The sequence below is a fragment of the Alteraurantiacibacter palmitatis genome (genome assembly GCF_037154115.1).
GTDB lineage: Bacteria > Pseudomonadota > Alphaproteobacteria > Sphingomonadales > Sphingomonadaceae > Alteraurantiacibacter > Alteraurantiacibacter palmitatis.
Map to the genome: position 1 here is coordinate 133,045 of NZ_JBANRO010000010.1, position 20,402 is coordinate 153,446.

The following is a 20,402-nucleotide window of genomic DNA, read 5'->3' on the forward strand; positions in this document are numbered from 1 at the left end:
TCAATTGCATGGGCAAAGGCAACGCAGGCGGTAATGCTGAGGCCGCAGCTTCGCGCAAGATCGAGCGCGCAAAACGACGAATGGGGAGGGTAAGGGATGAACTGGGCCATTAACCGGGCAGGCCGGGTAAAATGGGCAGCGGGCAGCATGGCGGGCGCAGCAATGCTGATGGCACTTCCAGCCGTGGCGCAGGACACTTTCACGCCACCCCGCGCCACAGCCTATGCCGAAGCAATGGCGCTGCCCGACTGGACGGGCATCTGGTATCCCGATTGGGGCGCGCTGTTTTCCAACCGCGCCGTGCCGCCCGTGCTCACTCCGCAGGCGCAGGCCGCTTACGACGCCTATCGCGAATCGATCCGTGAAAACGGGCCGAATCAGGAAGCGCAGGCACAGTGCCTGCCGCCCGGCATTCCCGGCGTGATGCAGCAACCCTATCCGATCGAGATCCTGTTTTCGCCGGGGCGGGTGACAATCCTGACCGAAGCCTATGACCAGATCCGCCGCATCTATACCGACGGACGCGGCCACCCGGAGGAGCCGGACCTGTTCTTCAACGGCAATTCGATCGGCTTTTGGGACGGCGATATGCTGGTGGTGGACACGATCGGCCTGCATCCGCGCACCAACATCATTGCCGGCATCCCGCACACGGAAAAAAGCCATGTGCACGAACATATCTGGATGCCCGCGCCCGGCCAGCTGATGGTGGAATACACGATTACCAATCCGGACGTGTTGGCGCGCCCCTATGTCACGCGCATTGCCTACAGGCTCGATAACGAATTCCCGATGCGCGAATATGTGTGTGCGGAAAACAACCGGCTGGAATCGGGCGAGCACGGAGCGAATATCGATCTGGGCTTTGACGACATCGAATAGGGGCGGCTCGCCCGGCGCCTGCTAACCAAATCGCAAGGGCGCACGCGCTAGGGTATATGCCATGGCAACAGCACCGCCCCGCCCCGCAAATCCGGCAAGCCCGAACACCACCAGCCTGCGCTGGGCGGCGCTCAGCGATGCGGGTGCGGTGGTGGCGGCGCTGGCCGGGGCCGAACCGGAAGCGCCTGACCTGCGCCTGCGCAATTTCCCGCTGCTCATCCGCGAATGCCCGGCCTGGCAGCGCCAGTTGGCCCTTGACGCGGTGGAAGATCTGGCGGCGGTGATGGAGCAGGGGATTGCCGCGCTGCTGGCGATCAATGCGCGCGGCGCCGATCCGCGCCCTGCCGCCCGTGCGCTGTGGGCCGAATTTCACGCGGCCCGCACCGCGATGCTGGCCCTGCTGCCGCAGACCGGCGGAATGGGGCCGCTGCGCAGCGCGTAATCAGGCACGGCTTGACCGTGTTCCTCTTTCGTTCCATCGTGGCGTCATGCTTGATTCGCCCGCACCACCTGTCGAAACCATTTCTGGTCCGCGTGCGCTGGCCGTGGCGCGCGGGATTGGCCGCCTGTTCGCGCGCAACGGGATCTGGGTGATCCCTGAAATGCCGCTGCGCAATGGCCGCCGCGCCGATCTGATGGGGCTGGATGCCAAGGGGCGCATCGTGATTGTCGAGATCAAGACTGCGCGCGGCGATCTGATGGGCGATGGCAAATGGCCCGATTACCTTGATTTCTGCGACCGGTTCTTCTGGGGCCTTCCGCCCGAACTGGACCGGGCCTGTCTGGAAGGGGAGGATTTCCGCCCCGATCTGTGCGGGGTGATCGTGGCGGATGAATATGATGCCGAAATCATCCGGCCTGCCCCCAGCCACCCGCTGGCGCCCGCGCGGCGCAAGGTCGAGGTGGAGCGGCTGGCGCGTGCCGCCATGCGTCGCCATGCGGTGCTGACCGATCCGCATTGCGCCGCGTGGGCGCTGGGAACGGCGGATTAGGGCGCCGCGCCTGCCTGGCGCGTCCTGTGGCGCTTCCTGTGGCGCGTCCTGTCAGCGTGATCGGGCGGCAACGCTCTGGCAAGCAATGCCGGTATAACCGTCGCAAAGGCTTTGGTCTGTTCCACCGGGTTTGCTAACAGGGCTGCAATGCTGCTTGCGATCATCCTTTCCGCACTGGCGATGACCTTGATCGTGGGCCTGCGCTATCTGGCGACCAGCGGCCTGTTTGCCTTTGCGACAGCGCGGGTGCGGCCCGGACTTTACACCGGCCTCGATGCACAGATCCGCCGCGAAATCGGCTGGTCGCTTGTCTCGGCCGCGATTTACGGCGTGCCGGCAGGCGTGGTCGCGTGGATGTGGCAGGATCTGGGCTGGACGCGCATCTATACCGAATGGAACGCGTTTCCGCTGTGGTATCTGCCTCTCTCGCTGTTCATCTATCTGTTCCTGCACGACACCTGGTTTTACTGGACGCATCGCTGGATGCACATTCCGCGCTGGTTCAAGCGTGCGCACGCGGTGCACCATGCCAGCCGCCCGCCCACCGCATGGGCCGCGATGAGCTTTCACCCGATCGAGGCGCTGACCGGCGCAATCGTTATCCCCGCGCTGGTCTTTCTGGTGCCGATCCATGTGGCGATGCTGGGGCTTGTCCTGCTGATCATGACCGTTATGGGCGTAACCAATCACATGGGGTGGGAGATGTTTCCGCGCTGGCTTGTTCATTCCCGCGCAGGGAATTGGCTGATAACGGCCAGCCACCATCAGCGGCATCATGACGAGTATTTATGCAATTTCGGCCTCTATTTTCGATTCTGGGACAAGCTATGCGGCACAGATCGCGGCCTTTCGCCCCGCTCGCTCTAGCCGCGCTGGTGGCGGCGGGCCTGCCCGGCCCGGCCTCGTCGGTCGAGGTGACGACACGGGTGAGCGTGGCGGTGACGGATTTGCGCAACGGGCAGGGGCTGGTGCAGGCCTGCCTCACCGCCTTCCCGCAACATTTCCCCGATTGCCGCGACGATCCGCAATCGCACCGGCTGACCGTGCCGGCGCGCGCCAATCTGGTGCTCGAATTCGACCGGGTTTCGCCCGGCACCTATGCCGTGTCGCTGCTGCACGATGAAAACAGCAACGGCCGTGCGGACCGGATGCTGATGATCCCGCGCGAAGGCTTCGGCTTCTCGCGCGATGCGCCGGTGCGCATGGGGCCGCCGGGTTTCGATCAGGCCTCCTTCCCCGTGGGCACCAGCCCCGTGCAGAAGACCGTGCGGATGCGTTATATGCTGTAACGGCCGCGCGCCATATGGCGTCTTGTTGCGCCAATGGCAGCGGTTCCCCGCGCAACTTCACCAATAATTTACCACAAGCGCCCAAAAGAAGCCCGTAATTTGACGGGGATACAGCTTCAATGGACAGCTTGCGCAGCGCTTTTGATTCGCACGACACGGCCTTGGATGACGAGGTCGTCCACGACGCCCCGCCAGCGCCTGTTGGCGGCGACGAGCGCCGGATGCAGGTGCGCGCCTACAATTTCTGGGCCAGCCTGCTCGATAACCGCAATTTCCCCCACATCGACGATCTCGACCCGCTCAGCCTGCCCGATTTCGGCCCGCACGGCGTGCTGCTCGACTTTTCCACCGGGATCGAAAACCCGGCCGTTGCCTTTCTGGGCGAAAAGCTGGCGCAGGAATGTGGCGGCGATGGCGCGCCCATCCGGATGCTGTCCGATGTGCCCGCGCGCTCCTTGCTGTCGCGCATTACCGACCATTATATGCAGATCCTCGCCAACCAGGCGCCGATCGGGTTCGAGGCGGAATTCGTCAACCAGCACGGTTCCACCATCATGTATCGCGGCATTCTGCTGCCCTTTTCCAGCGATGACGAGACGATCGATTTCATCTTCGGCGTGATCAACTGGAAGGAACTGGCCGACGCGCAGATGGCGGACGAGCTGCTGCTGGAAATCGACCAGGCGCTTGCCGCCGAAGCCGCGCCGCCGCGTGCCGCCCCCGAACCGCTGCCGATGGCCGACTGGGCCGATGGCCCCGCCGCCGCCATCGCACCGGCCCAGCCTGCCTATGCCGCGCGCGATCACCATGGCCTGCCCGTGCCCTCCTTCGGCCTCGATGATCCGGACAGCTTCGATCAGCCCGCATCCGGCGCGCCGGTGAGCGCAGCAATGGGGCTGGCCGATTGGCTTGCCGCTGCGCGCGACCAGGCCATGCAGGCGCGGAACAACGAAGACCGTACACGCGGTGCCTTATATGAGGCGATCGGCCGTGCCTATGACTTCGCGCTGGCCGCTGCCGATGCTCCGGACGAATTTGCCGAACTGGTGGCCGATGCGGGGCTGCCGATGCAGAGCCGCGCGCCGATGACGCCGGTGGTGAAGCTGGTGTTCGGCGCGGATTACGACAAGACGCGGCTGGCCGAATATGCCAGCGCGCTGACCCATGCCCGGCGTGTGGGGCTGGGCCGGGGCGAACTCGCCGCCTATCTGGCGCGGGCCGAAGGCGGGCTGAAAGGCGTGCTGGCCGAGGAACGGCGCCTGCGCCGCGAGGGCAGCCCTGCCAGCGCCAGGCGGATGGCTGACGGCCCGCGCAAGGCGATTGCCCGCCGCCTGCGCGCATTGCCGCCCGCACCGCTGGATGCCGTGCCCGGCGAAGGGGCGGAATTCGCGCTCATCCTGGTGCGCCGCACGCCCGAAGGCACGGTGGCGCTGCTGGGCGAAGTGCCGCAGGACATTGCCCTGATCGAACGCGCGGCGCGCAAGCTCACCGGCTGAATGCAGCCGCGGCTGCCGATCTTCATTTTGCGTTCAGGAGCGGGCGGGTTACCAAGGGGCCATGCGACCCCTCCTTACTCTCGCCTTGCCGCGCCTCGTGGCGCATTGCGCTGCGGTTTTCGCGCTGCTCCTCGCCAGCGTGCAGCCGGCCGCAGCGCAAAGCATCCTGCGCGATGCCGAGACCGAGCAATTGCTGCGCGACATGATGGACCCGCTGGCCGAGGCATCGGGGCTTGGTGCCGGTTCGGTCGAAGTCGTGCTGGTGAATGACAATTCGATCAACGCCTTCGTGGCAGGCGGGCAACGCGTCTATATCCATACCGGGCTGATCGCGGCCGCTGATACCGCCAACGAGGTGCAAGGCGTCATGGCGCACGAGCTGGGCCATATCACCGGCGGCCACATCATCCGCTTCAGCGAAGGGGCGGGCAATGCCATGCGCATCTCGCTGCTGTCCGCGCTGGCCGGGATTGCCGCCGCGCTGGCGGGCGGGGGTGAGGCGGCGATGGGCGTAATGGCACTGGGCCAGCAGATGGCGATGGGCCAGTTCCTTGCCTTCACCCGCACGCAGGAAGCCAGCGCGGATGCCGCCGGCGCACAATATCTGTCCGCCGCCGGGATTTCCGGGCGCGGCAGCCTGGAGTTCTTCCGCAAGCTGCAAAGCTATGAATTCCGCCGCGGCATCAGCCAGGACCGCGAATACGAATATGCGCGCACGCACCCCATGTCGGGCAGCCGCATCGCGGCGCTGCGCGATGGCTATATGGAAGATCCGGCCTGGGACACGCCGAATGATCCGGTGCTGGAAGAACGGTTTCAGCGGATCAAGGCCAAGCTGTTCGGCTTTCAGGCAACGCCCGAACGCACATTGAACGCCTTTCCCGTCTACCTGACCGGGGTGCCCGCCCGCTATGCCCGCGCCTATGCCTATCACAAGGATGCGCGGATCGAGCAGGCTTTGGCCGAGACCGATGCCCTGCTGGAGATGGAACCGGACAACCCCTATTTCCTTGAGCTGAAGGGCCAGATCCTGCTCGAATCAGGTCGCCCGGCCGAGGCGCTGGCGCCGCTGCGCCGGTCGGTCGAACTGACCAATGCGGATCCCCTGATCGCGCCGATGCTGGGCCATGCGCTGCTCGCCACCGAAGACCCGATCCATCTGGAGGAGGCCGAACGCGTGCTGCGCGCCGCCGTGGGGCGTGATCGGCGCAATCCCTTTGCCTGGTATCAGCTGGGCGTGGTCTACGGCCAGCGCGGCGATATTCCGCGCGCGCAGCTTGCCAGCGCCGAACAGCAGATCATGTCGGGCAATCCGCGCAGCGCGTTGATGAGCGCGCAGGGCGCCGAACAGGGCCTGCCCATGGGCTCGCCCGACTGGCTGCGCGCACAGGATGTCGCGATCGAGGCGCGCGCGCAGATCGAGAGGCAAGTTGAACGGCGCGGCAATCGCGACTAGCACCGTGATCATGCGCTGGATTGCCACAATCGCCGTTTCGCTGCTGGCCGGTTTTGCCGGTGCGGCGCTGTTCATGCTCACCCCGCTGGCCGACCGGCAGAGCGAGGCGTGGCTGATGCGCGACCCCGAAGTGCTGACCCGCGCAATGGATGAATTGCAGCGCCGCGCCACGGCAGATCGCATCGCGCCTGTGCGGGCGGAACTGGAAGCGCCCTTCCCCGGCGCAGTGCTGGGCAATCCGCAGGGCAGCGTAGTTCTGGTCGAATTTACCGATTACGCCTGCACCTACTGCCGGCAAAGCGTGGCCGATGTGGACGCGCTGATCGCCGCCAATCCTGATCTGAAAGTGGTGATCCGCGAATTGCCGATCCTGTCCCAGAACAGCGCTGATGCCGCGCGCATGGCGCTGGCCGCCGCGCAGCAGGGTCGCTTTGCCGCCTTCCACAACGCCATGTTCGCCGCCGGGCAGGTGACGGCCGAAACCATCACGGCCGCAGCGACGCAGGCTGGCGTCGACCTGGCCCGCGCACGGGCGGCGATCGATGCAGGTCTTTTTGAAAGCCAATTGCAGAACAATGTCTTTCTGGCCCAAACGCTGGGCATCAACGGCACGCCCGCCTGGATCGTGGGCGACCGCGCGCTGAACGGTGCGGTTGGGCGCGAGGCGATTGCCCGCGCGCTGGACGAGGCCCGTGCGTCGTAGCGTGGGCAAGGCAGGGGGGTGCTCCCTTTGGCAGTGACCCGGTTTTCTTCCATCCGGCGGCAATCGCGCCCCGCACGGAACAGGGCGGACGGAGGCAATGCTGCGTTTGCGGCCCAGCCTGCGGGCGGCATCCGGAGCGGCGCATCGATGGCGGCGCTGCCGTTTCGCCCCACGCCCTTTTTCGCGGACAAGAACCGGGCCTTCTGGCGCCTGCAACTGATCGGCTGGGGCGGGGCGATGGCGCTGCGGTCGGCCACCGCGCTCACCAACAATCCTGACCGGCCGCTCGACTTCCTGGTGCTGGTGACGATTGCCACGATCACCGGCTTTTCGATCAGCCTGATCCTTTCGGTCGTCTACAGCTATCTCATCACGCGCCGCCCGCTGATCACCTGGAGCCTGACCGCGCTGGCGCTGGCAGTGGCGGTGTTCGTGTCCGCCTTCATCAACGCCTGGACGATCAGCCTCAGGCCCGAAGCCGCCGAAACCAGCTTCACCAGCCTGGTGCTGGGCGTGTTCTACCTCGACATGACGCTGCTGGGCGCGTGGTCGGCGCTGTATTACGCGATCAATTTCTTCCTGCAGGTGGAGGAACAGAACGACCGGCTGGAGAGGCTGGAAGCACAGGCCACCGCTGCGCAATTGGCCATGCTGCGCTATCAGCTCAACCCGCATTTCCTGTTCAATACGCTCAATTCGATCAGCACGCTGGTGCTGCTGAAACAGACCGCGCCCGCCAATGCGATGCTTACCCGCCTGTCCAGCTTCCTGCGCCATACGCTGGTGACGCAGCCGGGCGCCAGGGTGACGATCGCGCAGGAGGTGGAGACGCTGCAGCTCTATCTGGAAATCGAGCGGATGCGGTTCGAGGAACGGCTGCGCACCGAATTCCGCATCGACCCGGTGGCCGAGCGCGCGCTGATCCCGTCCATGCTGCTGCAACCGCTGGTGGAAAACGCGATAAAATATGGCGTGTCCGCGCAGGAAGAAGGCGCGCGCATTTCGGTCGCCGCGCAATTGGTGGGCACAAGGCTCAGGCTGACCGTGGCGGATACCGGGCCGGGCCTGCAAGGATCATCCCGCCGCGACATCATCGAGAACAGCCCGGCACCGGGCAAGCACGTGTCCACCGGCGTCGGCCTTGCCAATATCCGCGACCGGCTGGCGCAGGCTTATGGCGAGGATCACCGCTTTGACATCGTGACGCCTGCAGGCGGAGGCTTTACCGTCATCATCGAAATCCCCTTCGAACCCGAAACACGCGCCCCGCAGGGCGGCGGTATCGAAGGTGGCGCCAGACAGGGGGAATCGCAAAAGGCCGGAGGCACGGCCGCCATTCCCGAAAAAACGCAGGGCTCACCGGAACCCGAACCGGGCCTGCCGCATATTGGATTACCGAAATGACTATTCGCACCATCCTTGTCGACGACGAAAAGCTGGCCATTCAGGGCCTGCAACTGCGTCTGGAAGCCTTTCCCGATGTCGAGGTCATCGGCACCTGCGCCAACGGGCGCGAGGCGATCCGCGCGATCAAGACCGAAAAGCCCGACCTCGTTTTTCTCGACATCCAGATGCCGGGTTTTGACGGGTTTTCGGTGGTGAAAGGCGTGATGGAGATCGAACCGCCGCTGTTCGTCTTTGTCACCGCTTACGAGGAACACGCCATCCGCGCCTTCGAGGCGAACGCGGTCAATTACCTGATGAAGCCGGTGGACGAGGCAAAGCTGGCCGACACGATCGAACGCGTGCGCCAGCGGCTGGCCGAAAAGCGCAGCGCCGAAGAAGCCGAAAAGCTGAAGGATGTGCTGGCCGAAGTCAGCCCCGAAAGCCTGGAGGAAATCACCGCCGCCGAGGATACGGAAACCTCCGCCCGCTATGAAAAGATGATCAACATCAAGGATCGCGGGCAGATCTTCCGCGTCGATGTGGATTCGATCGAGCATATCGAGGCTGCGGGCGATTACATGTGCATCTATACCGGCGACAATTCGCTGATCCTGCGCGAAACGATGAAGGATCTCGAACGCCGGCTCGACCCGCGCAATTTCCAGCGCGTGCACCGCTCCACCATCGTCAATCTCGATCTGGTGCGGCAGGTGCGCCCGCACACCAATGGCGAATGCTTCCTGGTGCTGGAGAGCGGCGCGGAGGTAAAGGTGAGTCGCTCCTACCGCGACGTGGTGGCGCGCTTCGTGCATTAGGGACGTTTGGAGGGGGGCATGGCCGAAGTCATTTTAGCGATAATGGGGCTCGCTTTGGCCGTGCTGCTTGTTCTCCCGAAGCTCTCAAGGCGTTTGCCATCAGAATGGGCCATGTTCCGAAAGTGGTGTCGAAAGCTAAGCTCTACTCTTTTCTCATTTTCTCTCGGCTTTATGATTGCATTCTACAAAGAATATTTACCAGATTGGCTCCTGCTGATATTTATTATCCTCTGCTTTTTTGGAGGAGTTTTCGCATTATTTGAAAAAACCATTGATGTTGTGGACTATTATAATTCAAAGAAGTTAGATTAGTTTGCGGAAAAGTTAGAGTAAAAATCGATGGGCAATCTCCCTCCATTCACCCTCCCCGGCTTCGACCTTCCCGCCTTTGTTCACGCCACGCTGGACGAGGATCTGGGCGTGGGCCTTCCCGGCGGCGGGGTGGATGTCACCGCTGCCAGCGTGATCCCCGCCGATGCGCGCTTTTCGGGCGTAATGGACAGCCGCGACGCCATTGTGGTCGCCGGCCTGCCGATTGCCGCCGCCTTCTTTCGCGCGCTCGACCCCGAAATGGAGATCGAACTGCTTGCGCAGGAGGGCGAGGCGGTGCCCGCGGGCACCGATATCATGCGCCTGTCGGGCAATGCGCGCGCGCTGCTGACCGCGGAACGCAGCGCGCTCAACACCGTGCAGCACCTTTCCGGCATCGCCACGCTGACGCGCGCCTATGTCAATGCCATGGGCGAAACCCGCGCCCGCTTGCTCGACACGCGCAAGACCATTCCGGGCCTGCGCCATCTTGAGAAATACGCCGTGCGCATGGGCGGCGGCACCAATCACCGCATGGGATTGTGGGATGCGGCGATGATCAAGGACAACCACGTCCTCGTCGCCGGATCGGTGGGCGAAGCGGTGCGCCGCGCGCGCGATGCGGGCGTGGCCGAGATCATCTGCGAAGTCGACCGGCTCGACCAGATCGAACCCGCCATTGCCGCCGGGGCCAGCCATCTGCTGCTCGACAATATGGACGCCGCCACCTTGCGCGAAGCAGTCCGCATCGTGGCAGGTCGCGCAAAGACCGAGGCATCGGGCGGCATAACGCTCGCCACGATTGGCGAGAAGGCGGCGAGCGGCGTCGATTTCGTCTCGGTCGGCCGCCTGACGCAAAGCGCGCCTGCCGCCGATATCGGCCTCGATTTCGATCTGCTGTGATGCGGCTTGCGGCAGCATTCCTGCTGCTCGCCGCGCCTGCCCCGGCGCTGGCACAGGCCTATCAATGCACGCTGCCCGCCGCACCCCAGTCCGTCCCCGCGATAGAGCCGGACGGCCCCACGCGCCAAATGCCGGTCACCGGCTATACGCTCGCCTTGTCGTGGAGCCCGCAGTTCTGCCGCGGCCGCGAAGATTCCCGGGCGCACGCCCGCCAATGTTCCGGGCGAGAGGGGCGCTTTGGCTTTATCGTCCACGGCCTGTGGCCCAATGGGCGCGGCGAAAGCTGGCCGCAATGGTGCCCCACGTCGCGCCAGCCCGACCCGGCGACGATCCGCCAGATGCTCTGCACCACGCCCGATGCGCGGCTGCTGGCGCATGAATGGGCCAAGCACGGCTCCTGCATGGTGGGCACCCCGCAAACCTATTTCCGCGTCACCCGCCTGCTGTTCGACAATCTGCAATGGCCCGATTTCGACCGCCTCGCGCGCCAGCGCAATCTGACGGCGGGCGATGTGCGCGAAGCCTTTGCGCGGGCCAATCCGGGCTGGAGTGCGGACAGCATCGGCCTGCTGCTGAACGAGGACGGCTGGCTGCGCGAAATGCGCCTGTGCATGGGGCGCGATTTCCGTGGCACCCGCTGCACACCGCGAAGGCTTGGCCCGCCCGATTCGGCCAGCGTGCGGATCTGGCGGGGGTTGTAGGGCGCTTACAGAGGCACGGAGGCACCGAACGTGCCGCGCGATGCGGTTCGGCCAATCGACCTTCCTGCCCTACCAAACCTGATCGTTCATCGGTGCCCCTAAGCCCCTGTGCTCCTGTGCCTCTGTGAGCGGCCGATAAGCCATTCCGTCACCGCCGCGCTTCGAAAAAGCCGCGCAGCAATTCGCTGGCCTGCGCGGCGCCCAAGCCTGCCACCACTTCGGGCCGGTGCAGGCATTGCGGATGATCGAACACGCGCGCGCCCTGTTCCACCGCGCCGCCTTTGGGATCGCTCGCGCCGTAAACCAGCCGGGCGATCCGCGCATGGGCAATCGCGCCTGCACACATGGCGCAGGGTTCCAGCGTGACGAACATCTCACACCCCGTCAGCCGTTCATTGCCCAGCGCCTGCGCGGCGGCGCGCAGCGCGACCACTTCGGCATGGGCGGATGGGTCGGCATCGATTCGCGTGCGGTTGTGCCCGCGCCCGATTATCGCGCCATCCCTGACCACCACCGCGCCCACGGGCACTTCGCCCAGATCGGCGGCAAGCCGCGCCTGTTCGAGCGCTTCGGCCATGGGCGGGGGAAGGGGCCAGCGGGTCATCGTGCAAGCGCTAGACCGGCCCGGCGGCGGCTGCAACTGCGCGCCAATTGCTTGACGGGCGCCCTCCCGCTCTGTATGCGCGCGCCTTTCCCGGCACATTGCCGTATCCGATTCACCGTTTCGAACGAGAGAGTTTTGTCATGTCGCGCATTTGCGAACTCACCGGCAAGGGCCGCCAGGTTGGCCACAATGTCAGCCACGCCAACAACAAGACCAAGCGCGTCTTTCTGCCCAATCTGCAGAATGTCACGCTGATCTCGGAAAAGCTGGACCGCAGCTTCAAGTTCCGCGTGTCCACCCACGGCCTGCGTTCGGTGGAGCACAATGGCGGGCTCGACAACTGGCTGCTCAAGACCAGTGACGAGAAGCTGTCGACCAATGCGCTGAAGGTGAAGCGCGAACTGAAGAAGGCGATGGCCGCCGCGTAAGCGCGCCCGCGTTTCGGTTTCAGAAAGGGGCGCCCGGCTGATTGGCCCGGCGCCCTTTTTCGTGGCGCCTGTTGCGCGGGCCGCCAGATCAGCCGCGCCACCAGCGTGCGTTGCAAAGCGGCCTGGTTGTCGTCTGACGCGATCCAGATCACCGCAGTGCCATCGTCCTGTTCGCTCACTCCCAGCGCTTCGTAATTCTCACGCGGCAGGATCGTGTCGAGGTCGAGCAGCTTTTCCAGCTTCCATTCCCCGCCCGGCGCAATCCGCGCCGGATCGCCGGCATAAAGCCGCGCAGTGAAAGGCGGGAGACCGAGCCTCAGCCCGCGCGCCAGCACCAGCACGCGCCCGTCGGGCATCTGCGCTGCCGCCGTGGCGTAATAGGGATCGGGCAGAGTGAAGCGGAAGCGCTCCGCCGCCACATCCTGCGTAGGGTCGGCCGGGAACAGCAGGCCATCGCCCCCCCCATCTTGCCCCCGGTGTTCGGGCAGCACGATAAAGCGCCCGTCCGCCAGCCGCACCATCGCTTCCGCCCCGCCATTCACCGGCCAACGCGCCATTTCGGGCGGGCGGCGCGCGGCCAGCCGGTTGCTCGCCACATCGTAGCGGACGATGGCGTTGAAACTTTCAAAGCCCAGCCAGTAATCGCCGCTTTCGGGATCGCGCGTGGCCGATTCGCTATCGCGCCGCACATTGCCGAAGTGGCCGACATCCCACACTTGCGCGAACACGCGCCGGTCGCCCGGATGGCGCAGCACTCCATCCTCTACCGCCAAAGTCAGCCGCGTGCCCCGGTCGGAAAACAGCCGCAGGAACCTGTCCCCCAGCGGCAGCAGCGCGGAATAGCCGCCAAAATCCATCGACGGGCTGGCCAATTGCCACACCCCTGCGCGGGTAAAATCGCCATGGCGCGCGGGCAGCGCTGCATCGATGGCTGTCACCGTCACATCTTCGGGCGGGGCGGTCACCGGCGTGCCGCGCAGCCAGATCGGCCCCAGCAGCAGAACCGGCAACAGGACAAGAGCGGCGCGGCGAATCAGGGCATCGGCCCGGTAAACAGGATCGGATCAAGCCGCGCCTCACGCCATTTGATGCCCCAGTGCAGATGCGGCCCGGTGGCGCGCCCGCTGGCGCCGATGCGGCCGATGGGCTGGCCCTGCCGCACCGTCTCGCCTTCGCGCACAAGGATCGCCGAATTGTGCAGGAAGGCGCTGTTGAGGCCATTGCCGTGATCGATGATGAGGAGGTAGCCTTCCAGGCTGAAGGGCGTATCGGTGGCCAGCACCACCACGCCATCGGCGGGCGCGACAAAGGTGGTGCCATCGCCGCCCGCAATATCGATGCCCGAATGATACGCGCCCGGCTCCCCGCGATAGATGCGCTGCGAGCCGAAGCGGCCCGAAATGCGCCCGCGCACCGGCCAGATGAATTGCTGCCGCCAGCCATCCGACGCCGCGTTTACTTCGCGCGCGGCGTTGATGCGGGCGAGTTCGGGCAGGCGGCGCTGCATGAACGCCTCGGTCGCCCCGCCGGGGCTGCGCGCCACATTGACGTGTTCGATCTGCCAGTTGCGCGGGGCAAGGGTGATGGGGGCAACCACATGGCTGCCATCGGGCATATCGGCCACCAGTTCGACCTGCCCGCCCGCGTCGCGGTCAAAACCGGCGAAGAAATGGCCCGCTTCGTCGAGAACAAGCTCCTGATCGCCCAGCCGCGCGCCCAACGCCCCCGTTGGGGCCTGCCCCCTGATCCAGCCGCCCTGCGTCAATTCGCCCGCATAGGTGAAGGCGGGCGTGTGAACGGCCTGCGCGGCGGGTTGGGCGCTGCTGTCGGCGGCAAACAGGGCAAAACTGCCCCCCACAGCCGCCACTGCGGCGAGCGCGGCCAGTTGCAAGGGTCGCTTCATTCGCCTTCGAGCGCGCGGCGCGTGGAAATCTCCGCGCTGGCGTAAGGCTCCTGCCGCTCCACGCTCCAATAGCGCAGCTCGTCGAGCGCGATCCTCTCCCCCGTCACCGCGCACAGCACGAACTGGCCGTGGCGGATCACGCGAAAGCCGTTAGGGCCATAGATTAGCGTGGCGGGCTGGTCGGAAGCAGACATCAACATGGGTGTGGCCTTATCAAGCGGCGCGGGTCAAAACAATTCCTCTTGCCCGCTGCCGCCCTCCCCATCGCGGGCTTTTCGCGGAAGGGCGGGCCGTTTGGGCCCGGCAGGAACAACGGACAGATCGCCATCGGCAAAGCGTATAGCCAGTTGTGCCTGTCTGCTGGCTGAAGCGCGGCTGGTAACTGCATGGCCCGCACTGTCGAGCACCATGGCATAGCCGCGCGCCAGCGGGCGTTCGGGGTGCAATTGCTGCGCCAGCCGGGCCAGCGCGGCAAGCCTCGCCTGCCTCTCCACCAAAGGCCGCTGCACCAGAGCGGGCACCAGCCGCGCCGCATCCAGCCGCCTTTCCCCATCGCGCAGGGCCCGTTGCAGCATCGCAGGCGACAGCCGCAGTTTTGCCAGCCGCTCGCGCCCGGCGGATGCCCGCCCCTGCAACGCACGGCGCAAGGCATCGCCTGCCAGATCGAGCCGTTGGCTGGCGGCTTGCAGCAAGTGTTCGGGCCGGGGCAGGCGCTGGGCACGCGCCTCCAGCCGTTCGCGCCCCAAGGCCACGGGGCGAAGCGCACTCTTGCGCTGGCGCAGCCCCAGTTCAGCCAAGGCATTGGCGAGGTCGGCACGCACCGGCACCGCCATTTCCGCCGCCGCCGTGGGCGTGGGCGCGCGCCGGTCTGCCGCGAAATCGCACAGCGTCGTGTCGGTCTCGTGCCCTACCGCGCTGATGACCGGTATCGGGCTGGCGGCCACGGCGCGCACCACCTCCTCCTCGTTAAAGGCCCACAGATCCTCGATCGATCCGCCCCCGCGCGCCACGATCAGCAGATCGGGCCGTTTGTCCAAGGGCATCGCGCCGAAACCGCGCACGGCCGCTGCCACCTGCGCCGCCGCGCCCTGCCCCTGCACCAGCACCGGCCAGACGAGCACATGGCTGGGGAACCGGTCCGCCAGACGGTGCAGGATATCGCGGATCACCGCGCCGGTGGGCGAAGTCACTACGCCGATGGTGCGCGGGATGAAGGGGAGCGGCCGCTTGCGCCGTTCGTCGAACAGCCCCTCCGCCGCCAGCCTTGCGCGCGTCTTTTCCAGCAGGGCCAGCAGCGCGCCTTCGCCCGCAATCTCCATGCTGTCCATCACGATCTGGTATTTGGAGCGGCCGGCAAAGGTGGTGATCTTGCCCGTCACCACCACTTCGATGCCGTCTTCGGGCACAAAGGCAAGCCGGCCCGCCTGCCCCTTCCACATCACACCGTCCAGCACCGCGCCTTCATCCTTCAGGCTGCAATAAAGGTGCCCCGATGCCGCGCGCTTCACGCCCGACAATTCGCCGCGCAGGCGGACAAAGCCGAAGCGGTCCTCCACCACGCGTTTCAGCGCGGCGGAAATTGCGGTGATGGAAAGCGGGGCGGAATTGTCCCCGGGCGCACTCTTGGCTACCAGCCCCTCACCTGCGGAATCGGAAATCGGATCGGAACTGGGCATGAATATCCTCTTGCTGGGATCGGGCGGACGCGAACATGCGCTGGCGTGGAAGCTGGCGCAATCCCGCGCGATCGCGCAAGATGGCGGAAAACTCTTCGCCTGTCCCGGAAATCCGGGCATTGCCGCCCATGCGCAATGTTTCGACATGGACGTGACCGATCACGATCTGGTGCTGGCCTTTTGCGAGCAGGAGCATATCGGCCTGGTGGTGATCGGCCCCGAAGCGCCGCTGGTGGATGGGCTGGCCGATTCCCTGCGTGCCGAAGGTTTCGCGGTATTCGGCCCGTCGAAAGCCGCAGCCCAGCTCGAAGGCAGCAAGGGCTTCACCAAGGATCTGTGCGCGCGCGCCAATATCCCCACCGCTGGCTATGTCCGCACCACCTCGCTGGAACAGGCCAAGGCCGCTTTGGCCGGTTTCACGCCGCCTTACGTGCTCAAGGCCGATGGCCTTGCCGCAGGCAAAGGCGTGGTGATCGCTGACACGCTTGCCGATGCCGAGGCGGCGCTGGCCGATATGTTCGGCGGCGCGTTCGGAGAGGCGGGCGCAGAAGTGGTGATCGAGGAATTCATGAAAGGCGAAGAAGCGAGCTTCTTTGCCCTCACCGATGGGGCGACCATCCTGCCCTTTGGCACGGCGCAGGATCACAAGCGCGTGGGCGAGGGCGATACCGGCCCCAATACCGGCGGCATGGGTGCCTACAGCCCCGCCCCGATCATCACGCCGGAAATCCGCGCCGAAGTTTTCAGCCGCATCCTCACCCCCACGGTGCAGCAATTGGCCGCCGACGGCACACCCTATTGCGGGGTGCTTTATGCGGGCCTGATGCTGACCGATGAAGGGCCGAAGCTGGTTGAATATAATTGCCGCTTTGGCGATCCGGAATGCCAGGTGCTGATGATGCGGCTGGAGGAAGACCTTGCCGAATATCTGCTCGCCTGCGCCACACAGGCGCTGGGCAGCATGGAGCGCCCGCGCTTTGCACACGATACCGCGCTCACCGTGGTGATGGCGGCAAAGGGCTATCCGGCAACGCCCGAAAAGGGCGGGCTGATCGATCTGAAGGATGCCGAGGCCGAAGGCGCGATCGTGTTCCACGCCGGCACCGTGCTGGACGAGGAGGACGGTTCCCTGCGCGCCAATGGCGGCCGCGTCCTCAACGTCACCGCCCGCGCGCCCACAATCGCAGAGGCGCGCGAGAAGGCTTATGCAGCGGTCGACAGGATCGACTTTGCCAGCGGCTTCTGCCGGCGGGATATTGGCTGGCGCGAACTGGAGCGCGAAAAGGCGCGGGGGTAGGAAGCCGCCGCTTTCCTACAGGCCGCGCCTGCGCCCAGCCTCCGCGCGGCTCTTTCCAATGTCGATCATGCCGCGCCGCAAAGGCGCGTTTGCGCGCTACGAAGTGTCAACTTCGCATTTCGCGCACAAGGCTATGTTTTCACTATATAATTTTGCTCAAAGGCCGGTTGACACGGTGTCAACTTCGTCACCTTCACCCCAGCTTTTGCCGCATCAATTCCGCCAGATCGGCTTCGGGCCGGGCGCCGTAATGGCTGATGATTTCCGCCGCCGCGATGGCCCCCCGGCGCAGGCACAGGGCGAGCGGTTCGCCCTTTACATGGCCGAACAGGAACCCGGCCGCGAACAGATCGCCTGCGCCGGTGGTGTCGACCACATGGTCGACCGGCTCTGCCGCCACTTGCGCCCGTTCGCCCTGCGCCACCGCCACCGCGCCCTTTTCGCTGCGGGTGACGACCAGCACGGGCACAAGCGGGGCCAGCTGGGCAAGGCCCGCTTCGAAATCATCCGCGCCGGTCAGGGCGGCGAGCTCGGCCTCGTTGGCAAACAGGATGTCGATCAGGCCATCGGCAATCAGCTTGCGGAAATCATCGCCGTGGCGGGCAATCACGAAGCCATCGGACAGGGTGAAGGCGACCTTGCGGCCCGCTGTCTTGGCGCTTTCAATCGCCCGGCGCATCGCGGCGCGGGGTTCTTCCGGATCCCAGAGATAGCCTTCGAGGTAGAGGATGCTCGCCGCGCTCACCGCCTCTTCATCGAGCGCCTTGGCGGGCAGGAACTGGCTTGCCCCCAGAAAGGTGTTCATCGTGCGCTGGCCATCGGGTGTCACGAAAATCAGGCAACGCGCGGTGGAGGGCTGGCCGGGGCGCGAGGGCGTGTCGAAATCGATGCCGACTGCGCGGATATCGTGCGCGAACACGGTGCCCAGCTGGTCATCCGCCACCTGCCCCACGAACGCGCATTGCGCGCCGAGCGCCGAAAGGCCCGCCAGCGTATTGGCGGCGGACCCGCCCGAAATCTCCCGCGCTGGGCCCATCGCGTCATACAGCTCGCGCGCCTGATCCTCGTCCACCAGCGTCATGCCGCCCTTGTTCAGCCCCAGCTCGTCAATCAGTTCGTCCGAACAGGAGGCCACTACATCGACAATGGCATTGCCGATGGCGATTACATCATAGCGAGGTGCAGTCATGCGAATTCCCGTCGATCATCAGGTGAGACATTTGTGCAGCTGCAATTGACACCGGGGCGCGCAAAAGCAATCGCATTTGGGAATGACCGGCATTTTCCCCGCCCTTGCGCTGGCGCTGCGCCAGCTTTCCGACCCGGCGGTGATGCGCGTGCTGGGCAAGAGCGTGGCGGTGACCTGCGTGCTCTTCCTCGCCTTGGCAGCGGCGGGGTGGTTTGTGCTCGACCGGGTGCTGCAAGCACTGGGGCTGGGCGAGGCGCTGTTTGCGGGCGCGAACGATCTGCGCGCGCTGGCCTCGGCGCTGCTGGCGCTGGGCGGCTTGTGGCTGGTCTGGCGCGTGGTGGCGATGCTGGTGATCCAGTTCTTCGCCGCCGATGTGGTGCAGGCGGTGGAGGCGCGCCATTACCCCGCCGCTGCCAGTGCAGCGCGGTCACTCACCACCGCGCAGGAAGCGAAGGCAGGTCTGCGCGCGGCGGGGCGGGCGGTGCTGTTCAACCTCGCCGCGCTGCCGCTGGCGCTGGTGCTGCTGTTTACCGGGATTGGCCCGGCGCTGGTGTTCTGGGCGATCAACGCCGCGCTGCTGGGGCGCGAATTGCAGGACATGGTGTGGCTGCGGCATTGCCATGTGGGGCAGGCCGCATGCCCGGTTTCGCCAACCGAGCGGTTCCTGCTGGGCGGGGCGGTGGCTGCGCTGATGCTGGTGCCCTTTGCCAATTTCCTTGCGCCCGTGCTGGGCGCGGCAGCAGCAACGCATCTGGTGCATCGCAAGGGCAGCAAATGAGATGACCGGGACGATGCGCTTTCTGGCGACCATCGCCGCCGCGCTGGCCCTTGCCTCCTGTGCCACCGCGCCCGCCCCGCCGGCAGGCGGGGACGCGCCGCCGCCGGTGCGCCCGCAGGTGCCGCCGCCCTCGGCTTCGGTGCCGCCCACCGTGCCCTTGCCCCCGCCCGTGGACGGGTTTCGTCAGCCTGAAATCATGCGCGGGCCCGGCCTCGACGGCGTGGTGCGCGAACACGCGCCCAGCCTGATCCGCCAATTCGGTACCCCGCGGCTGGATGTTGCGGAAGGTGATATGCGCAAGCTGCAATTCAGCAGCACGGCCTGCGTTCTCGACATCTATCTCTACCCGCTGCGCCCCGGCGCGGATCCGGTGGCAACATGGGCAGAAGCGCGCCGCGCGAGCGACGGGGCCCAAGTCGATCTGCTCGCCTGTATGCAGGCGCTGCGGCGCGCAGGCACGGGTGAAGGACGCGGCGAAGAGAAGGGGTAAAGGAGGGGGTAACCCCAATTTAAGCTTGTCCTGCGACAAGGCGGCATCCGCATCACAGGAAAAGCACGCTTCGCCCATGACCATGCATTTTGCCGATCTTGCCCGCACCGCCGCCAGCGATGGCACGATTGGCGATGCCGAAGTGCAGGCCCTTCGCGCCGCCGGCTGGGCCGATGGCCGCATCTGCCGCGCCGAAGCCGAGGCCATCCTTGCCGCCAATGCCGCCAGCACCGATCCCTCGCCCATGTGGAGCGACTTCGTTGTCGAGGCGCTGCGCAACTTCGTGCTGAACGGCACCCAGCCGCGCGGCTATGCGAGCGAGGAGGAGGCCGCATGGCTGATCGGCATGGTCAGCGCCGACGGGCGCGTCTGCTCGCTGACCGAGCTGGAACTGCTGGTGCATATCATCGAGTGCGGGCTGGGCGTGCCGCAAAGCCTCAAGGATTACGTGCTGGGCGTGGTCGAGGCCGAAGTGCTGAGCGGCACCGGCCCGTTGCGCAGCGGCGGCGAATTGTCCGCAACCCATGTGACCGCCGGGGAGGCACAGCTGATCCGCCGCGTCATCTTCGGCAGCGCCAGCGACCGGCCCGCCGCTGTCAGCCGCAGCGAAGCCGAAATGCTGTTCCGCCTGAAGGATGCGACATTGCATCAGGCCAATGCGCCCGAATTCGAACGCCTGTTCGTGCAGGGCGTGGGCAATTACCTGCTGGCCTATGCCAGCACATCTGCCCATGTCAGCCGCGAAAGGATGCTGGAACTGGAAGCCTTCGTGGCCGACAACCGGCCCCGCATGGGCCGTTTCCTGGGGGCGATGGCGCGTTCTGCGCCCAATGCCTTTGGCGTCGTATTCGGACGCAAGACCGATCCGCTGCCCAGCCGCGCCGCGCAGGTGGCCGAGGCCGCCGAGTTTACAGCCGTGGAGCGCGACTGGCTGGACGCGATGATGGCCGCCAATGGCGAAGTGGACGCCTATGATCAGGCGCTGCTGGCGTTCCTCGCGGAAGAAACGGGCCAGGCATAAGGTCTGGGGCCTAGGGCGTAGACTCATTAGCGGCGATCCATAGGCGTGTGCAGAAGAGCTTGATGGCAGCGAGGAAGTTATCGC

At 65.7% G+C, this 20,402-nt stretch carries 23 protein-coding genes and 1 pseudogene; 18 read left to right on the forward strand and 6 right to left on the reverse strand.

Annotated elements, in window-relative coordinates:
• Positions 1-96 precede the first annotated feature (96 nt).
• From WFP44_RS12955 to WFP44_RS13015, 13 genes are all read left to right on the forward strand, one after another.
• Positions 97-882, forward strand: a complete 786-nt coding sequence (locus WFP44_RS12955) for a hypothetical protein (protein WP_336926973.1) — start codon at positions 97-99, stop codon at positions 880-882.
• Positions 883-943: 61 nt separating this feature from the next.
• Positions 944-1,324 carry a hypothetical protein gene (locus tag WFP44_RS12960; RefSeq protein WP_336926974.1) on the forward strand — a complete coding sequence of 127 codons (381 nt, stop codon included), beginning with the start codon at positions 944-946 and terminating at the stop codon, positions 1,322-1,324.
• Positions 1,325-1,370: 46 nt separating this feature from the next.
• Positions 1,371-1,874: an MmcB family DNA repair protein gene (locus WFP44_RS12965; RefSeq protein WP_336926975.1), complete on the forward strand. Its 504-nt coding sequence runs from the start codon at positions 1,371-1,373 to the stop codon at positions 1,872-1,874.
• A 147-nt stretch (positions 1,875-2,021) separates the two neighbouring features.
• Entirely contained in the window at positions 2,022-2,741 is a 720-nt protein-coding gene (locus WFP44_RS12970) for a sterol desaturase family protein (RefSeq protein ID WP_336926976.1), read from the forward strand.
• The gene (locus WFP44_RS12975) at positions 2,702-3,163 is read left to right on the forward strand and encodes a DUF2141 domain-containing protein (protein ID WP_336926977.1); all 462 of its coding nucleotides are present in this window, start codon (positions 2,702-2,704) and stop codon (positions 3,161-3,163) included. Before WFP44_RS12970 ends, WFP44_RS12975 begins: the two co-directional genes overlap by 40 nt.
• A 119-nt stretch (positions 3,164-3,282) precedes the next feature.
• Positions 3,283-4,659, forward strand: a complete 1,377-nt coding sequence (locus tag WFP44_RS12980) for a PAS domain-containing protein (protein WP_336926978.1) — start codon at positions 3,283-3,285, stop codon at positions 4,657-4,659.
• A gap of 61 nt (positions 4,660-4,720) precedes the next feature.
• Positions 4,721-6,115, forward strand: coding sequence for a M48 family metalloprotease (locus WFP44_RS12985; RefSeq protein ID WP_336926979.1), 1,395 nt, complete (start codon positions 4,721-4,723; stop codon positions 6,113-6,115).
• A 10-nt stretch (positions 6,116-6,125) separates the two neighbouring features.
• Complete coding sequence (locus WFP44_RS12990; RefSeq protein ID WP_336926980.1) at positions 6,126-6,818, forward strand: DsbA family protein; 693 nt, start codon at positions 6,126-6,128, stop codon at positions 6,816-6,818.
• A gap of 147 nt (positions 6,819-6,965) precedes the next feature.
• Positions 6,966-8,222, forward strand: coding sequence for a sensor histidine kinase (locus WFP44_RS12995; RefSeq protein WP_336926981.1), 1,257 nt, complete (start codon positions 6,966-6,968; stop codon positions 8,220-8,222).
• Positions 8,219-9,019, forward strand: coding sequence for a LytR/AlgR family response regulator transcription factor (locus WFP44_RS13000; RefSeq protein WP_336926982.1), 801 nt, complete (start codon positions 8,219-8,221; stop codon positions 9,017-9,019). Before WFP44_RS12995 ends, WFP44_RS13000 begins: the two co-directional genes overlap by 4 nt.
• An 18-nt stretch (positions 9,020-9,037) precedes the next feature.
• The gene (locus WFP44_RS13005; RefSeq protein ID WP_336926983.1) at positions 9,038-9,331 is read left to right on the forward strand and encodes a hypothetical protein; all 294 of its coding nucleotides are present in this window, start codon (positions 9,038-9,040) and stop codon (positions 9,329-9,331) included.
• 27 nt (positions 9,332-9,358) lie between these two features.
• Positions 9,359-10,231: a carboxylating nicotinate-nucleotide diphosphorylase gene (nadC, locus tag WFP44_RS13010; RefSeq protein ID WP_336926984.1), complete on the forward strand. Its 873-nt coding sequence runs from the start codon at positions 9,359-9,361 to the stop codon at positions 10,229-10,231.
• A complete protein-coding gene (locus WFP44_RS13015) occupies positions 10,231-10,932 on the forward strand; it encodes a ribonuclease T2 family protein (RefSeq protein WP_336926985.1) in 702 nt (233 codons plus the stop codon). The genes nadC and WFP44_RS13015 overlap by 1 nt, the downstream gene beginning before the upstream one ends.
• Positions 10,933-11,080: 148 nt before the next feature.
• Here WFP44_RS13015 and tadA read toward each other — a convergent pair whose 3' ends face one another.
• Positions 11,081-11,536 carry a tRNA adenosine(34) deaminase TadA gene (gene tadA / locus WFP44_RS13020; protein WP_336926986.1) on the reverse strand — a complete coding sequence of 152 codons (456 nt, stop codon included), beginning with the start codon at positions 11,534-11,536 and terminating at the stop codon, positions 11,081-11,083.
• 140 nt (positions 11,537-11,676) lie between these two features.
• Here tadA and rpmB point away from each other — a divergent pair, with 140 nt between their 5' ends.
• Positions 11,677-11,964: a 50S ribosomal protein L28 gene (gene rpmB, locus WFP44_RS13025; RefSeq protein WP_336927004.1), complete on the forward strand. Its 288-nt coding sequence runs from the start codon at positions 11,677-11,679 to the stop codon at positions 11,962-11,964.
• A gap of 137 nt (positions 11,965-12,101) precedes the next feature.
• Here the strand turns inward: rpmB and WFP44_RS13030 are convergent.
• The 4 genes and pseudogenes from WFP44_RS13030 to xseA form a co-directional block, all read right to left on the reverse strand.
• Positions 12,102-12,821, reverse strand: a pseudogene (locus tag WFP44_RS13030) (esterase-like activity of phytase family protein); the annotation flags it as partial.
• Positions 12,822-12,997: 176 nt separating this feature from the next.
• On the reverse strand, positions 12,998-13,867 hold the full coding sequence (locus WFP44_RS13035) for a M23 family metallopeptidase (protein ID WP_336926987.1): 870 nt from the start codon (positions 13,865-13,867) through the stop codon (positions 12,998-13,000).
• Entirely contained in the window at positions 13,864-14,067 is a 204-nt protein-coding gene (locus WFP44_RS13040; protein ID WP_336926988.1) for a DUF2093 domain-containing protein, read from the reverse strand. Before WFP44_RS13040 ends, WFP44_RS13035 begins: the two co-directional genes overlap by 4 nt.
• Positions 14,068-14,094: 27 nt before the next feature.
• A complete protein-coding gene (xseA, locus tag WFP44_RS13045) occupies positions 14,095-15,543 on the reverse strand; it encodes an exodeoxyribonuclease VII large subunit (RefSeq protein ID WP_336926989.1) in 1,449 nt (482 codons plus the stop codon).
• Here xseA and purD point away from each other — a divergent pair.
• On the forward strand, positions 15,542-16,840 hold the full coding sequence (gene purD, locus WFP44_RS13050; RefSeq protein WP_336926990.1) for a phosphoribosylamine--glycine ligase: 1,299 nt from the start codon (positions 15,542-15,544) through the stop codon (positions 16,838-16,840). The two genes, xseA and purD, sit on opposite strands and share 2 nt — an antisense overlap.
• Positions 16,841-17,033: 193 nt before the next feature.
• On the opposite strand, the gene WFP44_RS13055 is transcribed toward purD, so the two are convergent.
• Positions 17,034-18,029, reverse strand: coding sequence for an adenosine kinase (locus WFP44_RS13055; RefSeq protein ID WP_336926991.1), 996 nt, complete (start codon positions 18,027-18,029; stop codon positions 17,034-17,036).
• An 82-nt stretch (positions 18,030-18,111) separates the two neighbouring features.
• Here WFP44_RS13055 and WFP44_RS13060 point away from each other — a divergent pair, with 82 nt between their 5' ends.
• The 3 genes from WFP44_RS13060 (at position 18,112) to WFP44_RS13070 (ending at position 20,318) form a co-directional block, all read left to right on the forward strand.
• On the forward strand, positions 18,112-18,807 hold the full coding sequence (locus tag WFP44_RS13060) for an EI24 domain-containing protein (RefSeq protein ID WP_336926992.1): 696 nt from the start codon (positions 18,112-18,114) through the stop codon (positions 18,805-18,807).
• A gap of 1 nt (position 18,808) precedes the next feature.
• Positions 18,809-19,297: a hypothetical protein gene (locus WFP44_RS13065; protein ID WP_336926993.1), complete on the forward strand. Its 489-nt coding sequence runs from the start codon at positions 18,809-18,811 to the stop codon at positions 19,295-19,297.
• Between the two features lie 76 nt (positions 19,298-19,373).
• Complete coding sequence (locus tag WFP44_RS13070; RefSeq protein WP_336926994.1) at positions 19,374-20,318, forward strand: hypothetical protein; 945 nt, start codon at positions 19,374-19,376, stop codon at positions 20,316-20,318.
• Positions 20,319-20,402 lie beyond the last annotated feature (84 nt).

Bases quoted from the DNA above. Each gene is read 5' to 3' on its own strand.
- tadA (WP_336926986.1), bottom strand. From the start codon at position 11,536: ATGACCCGCTGGCCCCTTCCCCCGCCCATGGCCGAAGCGCTCGAACAG.
- xseA (WP_336926989.1), bottom strand. From the start codon at position 15,543: ATGCCCAGTTCCGATCCGATTTCCGATTCCGCAGGTGAGGGGCTGGTA.
- WFP44_RS13040 (WP_336926988.1), bottom strand. From the start codon at position 14,067: ATGTTGATGTCTGCTTCCGACCAGCCCGCCACGCTAATCTATGGCCCT.
- WFP44_RS13065 (WP_336926993.1), top strand. From the start codon at position 18,809: ATGACCGGGACGATGCGCTTTCTGGCGACCATCGCCGCCGCGCTGGCC.
- WFP44_RS12990 (WP_336926980.1), top strand. From the start codon at position 6,126: ATGCGCTGGATTGCCACAATCGCCGTTTCGCTGCTGGCCGGTTTTGCC.
- WFP44_RS12985 (WP_336926979.1), top strand. From the start codon at position 4,721: ATGCGACCCCTCCTTACTCTCGCCTTGCCGCGCCTCGTGGCGCATTGC.
- purD (WP_336926990.1), top strand. From the start codon at position 15,542: ATGAATATCCTCTTGCTGGGATCGGGCGGACGCGAACATGCGCTGGCG.
- WFP44_RS13005 (WP_336926983.1), top strand. From the start codon at position 9,038: ATGGCCGAAGTCATTTTAGCGATAATGGGGCTCGCTTTGGCCGTGCTG.
- WFP44_RS13060 (WP_336926992.1), top strand. From the start codon at position 18,112: ATGACCGGCATTTTCCCCGCCCTTGCGCTGGCGCTGCGCCAGCTTTCC.
- WFP44_RS12975 (WP_336926977.1), top strand. From the start codon at position 2,702: ATGCGGCACAGATCGCGGCCTTTCGCCCCGCTCGCTCTAGCCGCGCTG.
- WFP44_RS13070 (WP_336926994.1), top strand. From the start codon at position 19,374: ATGACCATGCATTTTGCCGATCTTGCCCGCACCGCCGCCAGCGATGGC.
- WFP44_RS13035 (WP_336926987.1), bottom strand. From the start codon at position 13,867: ATGAAGCGACCCTTGCAACTGGCCGCGCTCGCCGCAGTGGCGGCTGTG.
- WFP44_RS13015 (WP_336926985.1), top strand. From the start codon at position 10,231: ATGCGGCTTGCGGCAGCATTCCTGCTGCTCGCCGCGCCTGCCCCGGCG.
- WFP44_RS12995 (WP_336926981.1), top strand. From the start codon at position 6,966: ATGGCGGCGCTGCCGTTTCGCCCCACGCCCTTTTTCGCGGACAAGAAC.
- WFP44_RS12960 (WP_336926974.1), top strand. From the start codon at position 944: ATGGCAACAGCACCGCCCCGCCCCGCAAATCCGGCAAGCCCGAACACC.
- WFP44_RS13000 (WP_336926982.1), top strand. From the start codon at position 8,219: ATGACTATTCGCACCATCCTTGTCGACGACGAAAAGCTGGCCATTCAG.
- WFP44_RS12980 (WP_336926978.1), top strand. From the start codon at position 3,283: ATGGACAGCTTGCGCAGCGCTTTTGATTCGCACGACACGGCCTTGGAT.
- rpmB (WP_336927004.1), top strand. From the start codon at position 11,677: ATGTCGCGCATTTGCGAACTCACCGGCAAGGGCCGCCAGGTTGGCCAC.
- WFP44_RS12955 (WP_336926973.1), top strand. From the start codon at position 97: ATGAACTGGGCCATTAACCGGGCAGGCCGGGTAAAATGGGCAGCGGGC.
- WFP44_RS12970 (WP_336926976.1), top strand. From the start codon at position 2,022: ATGCTGCTTGCGATCATCCTTTCCGCACTGGCGATGACCTTGATCGTG.
- WFP44_RS12965 (WP_336926975.1), top strand. From the start codon at position 1,371: ATGCTTGATTCGCCCGCACCACCTGTCGAAACCATTTCTGGTCCGCGT.
- nadC (WP_336926984.1), top strand. From the start codon at position 9,359: ATGGGCAATCTCCCTCCATTCACCCTCCCCGGCTTCGACCTTCCCGCC.
- WFP44_RS13055 (WP_336926991.1), bottom strand. From the start codon at position 18,029: ATGACTGCACCTCGCTATGATGTAATCGCCATCGGCAATGCCATTGTC.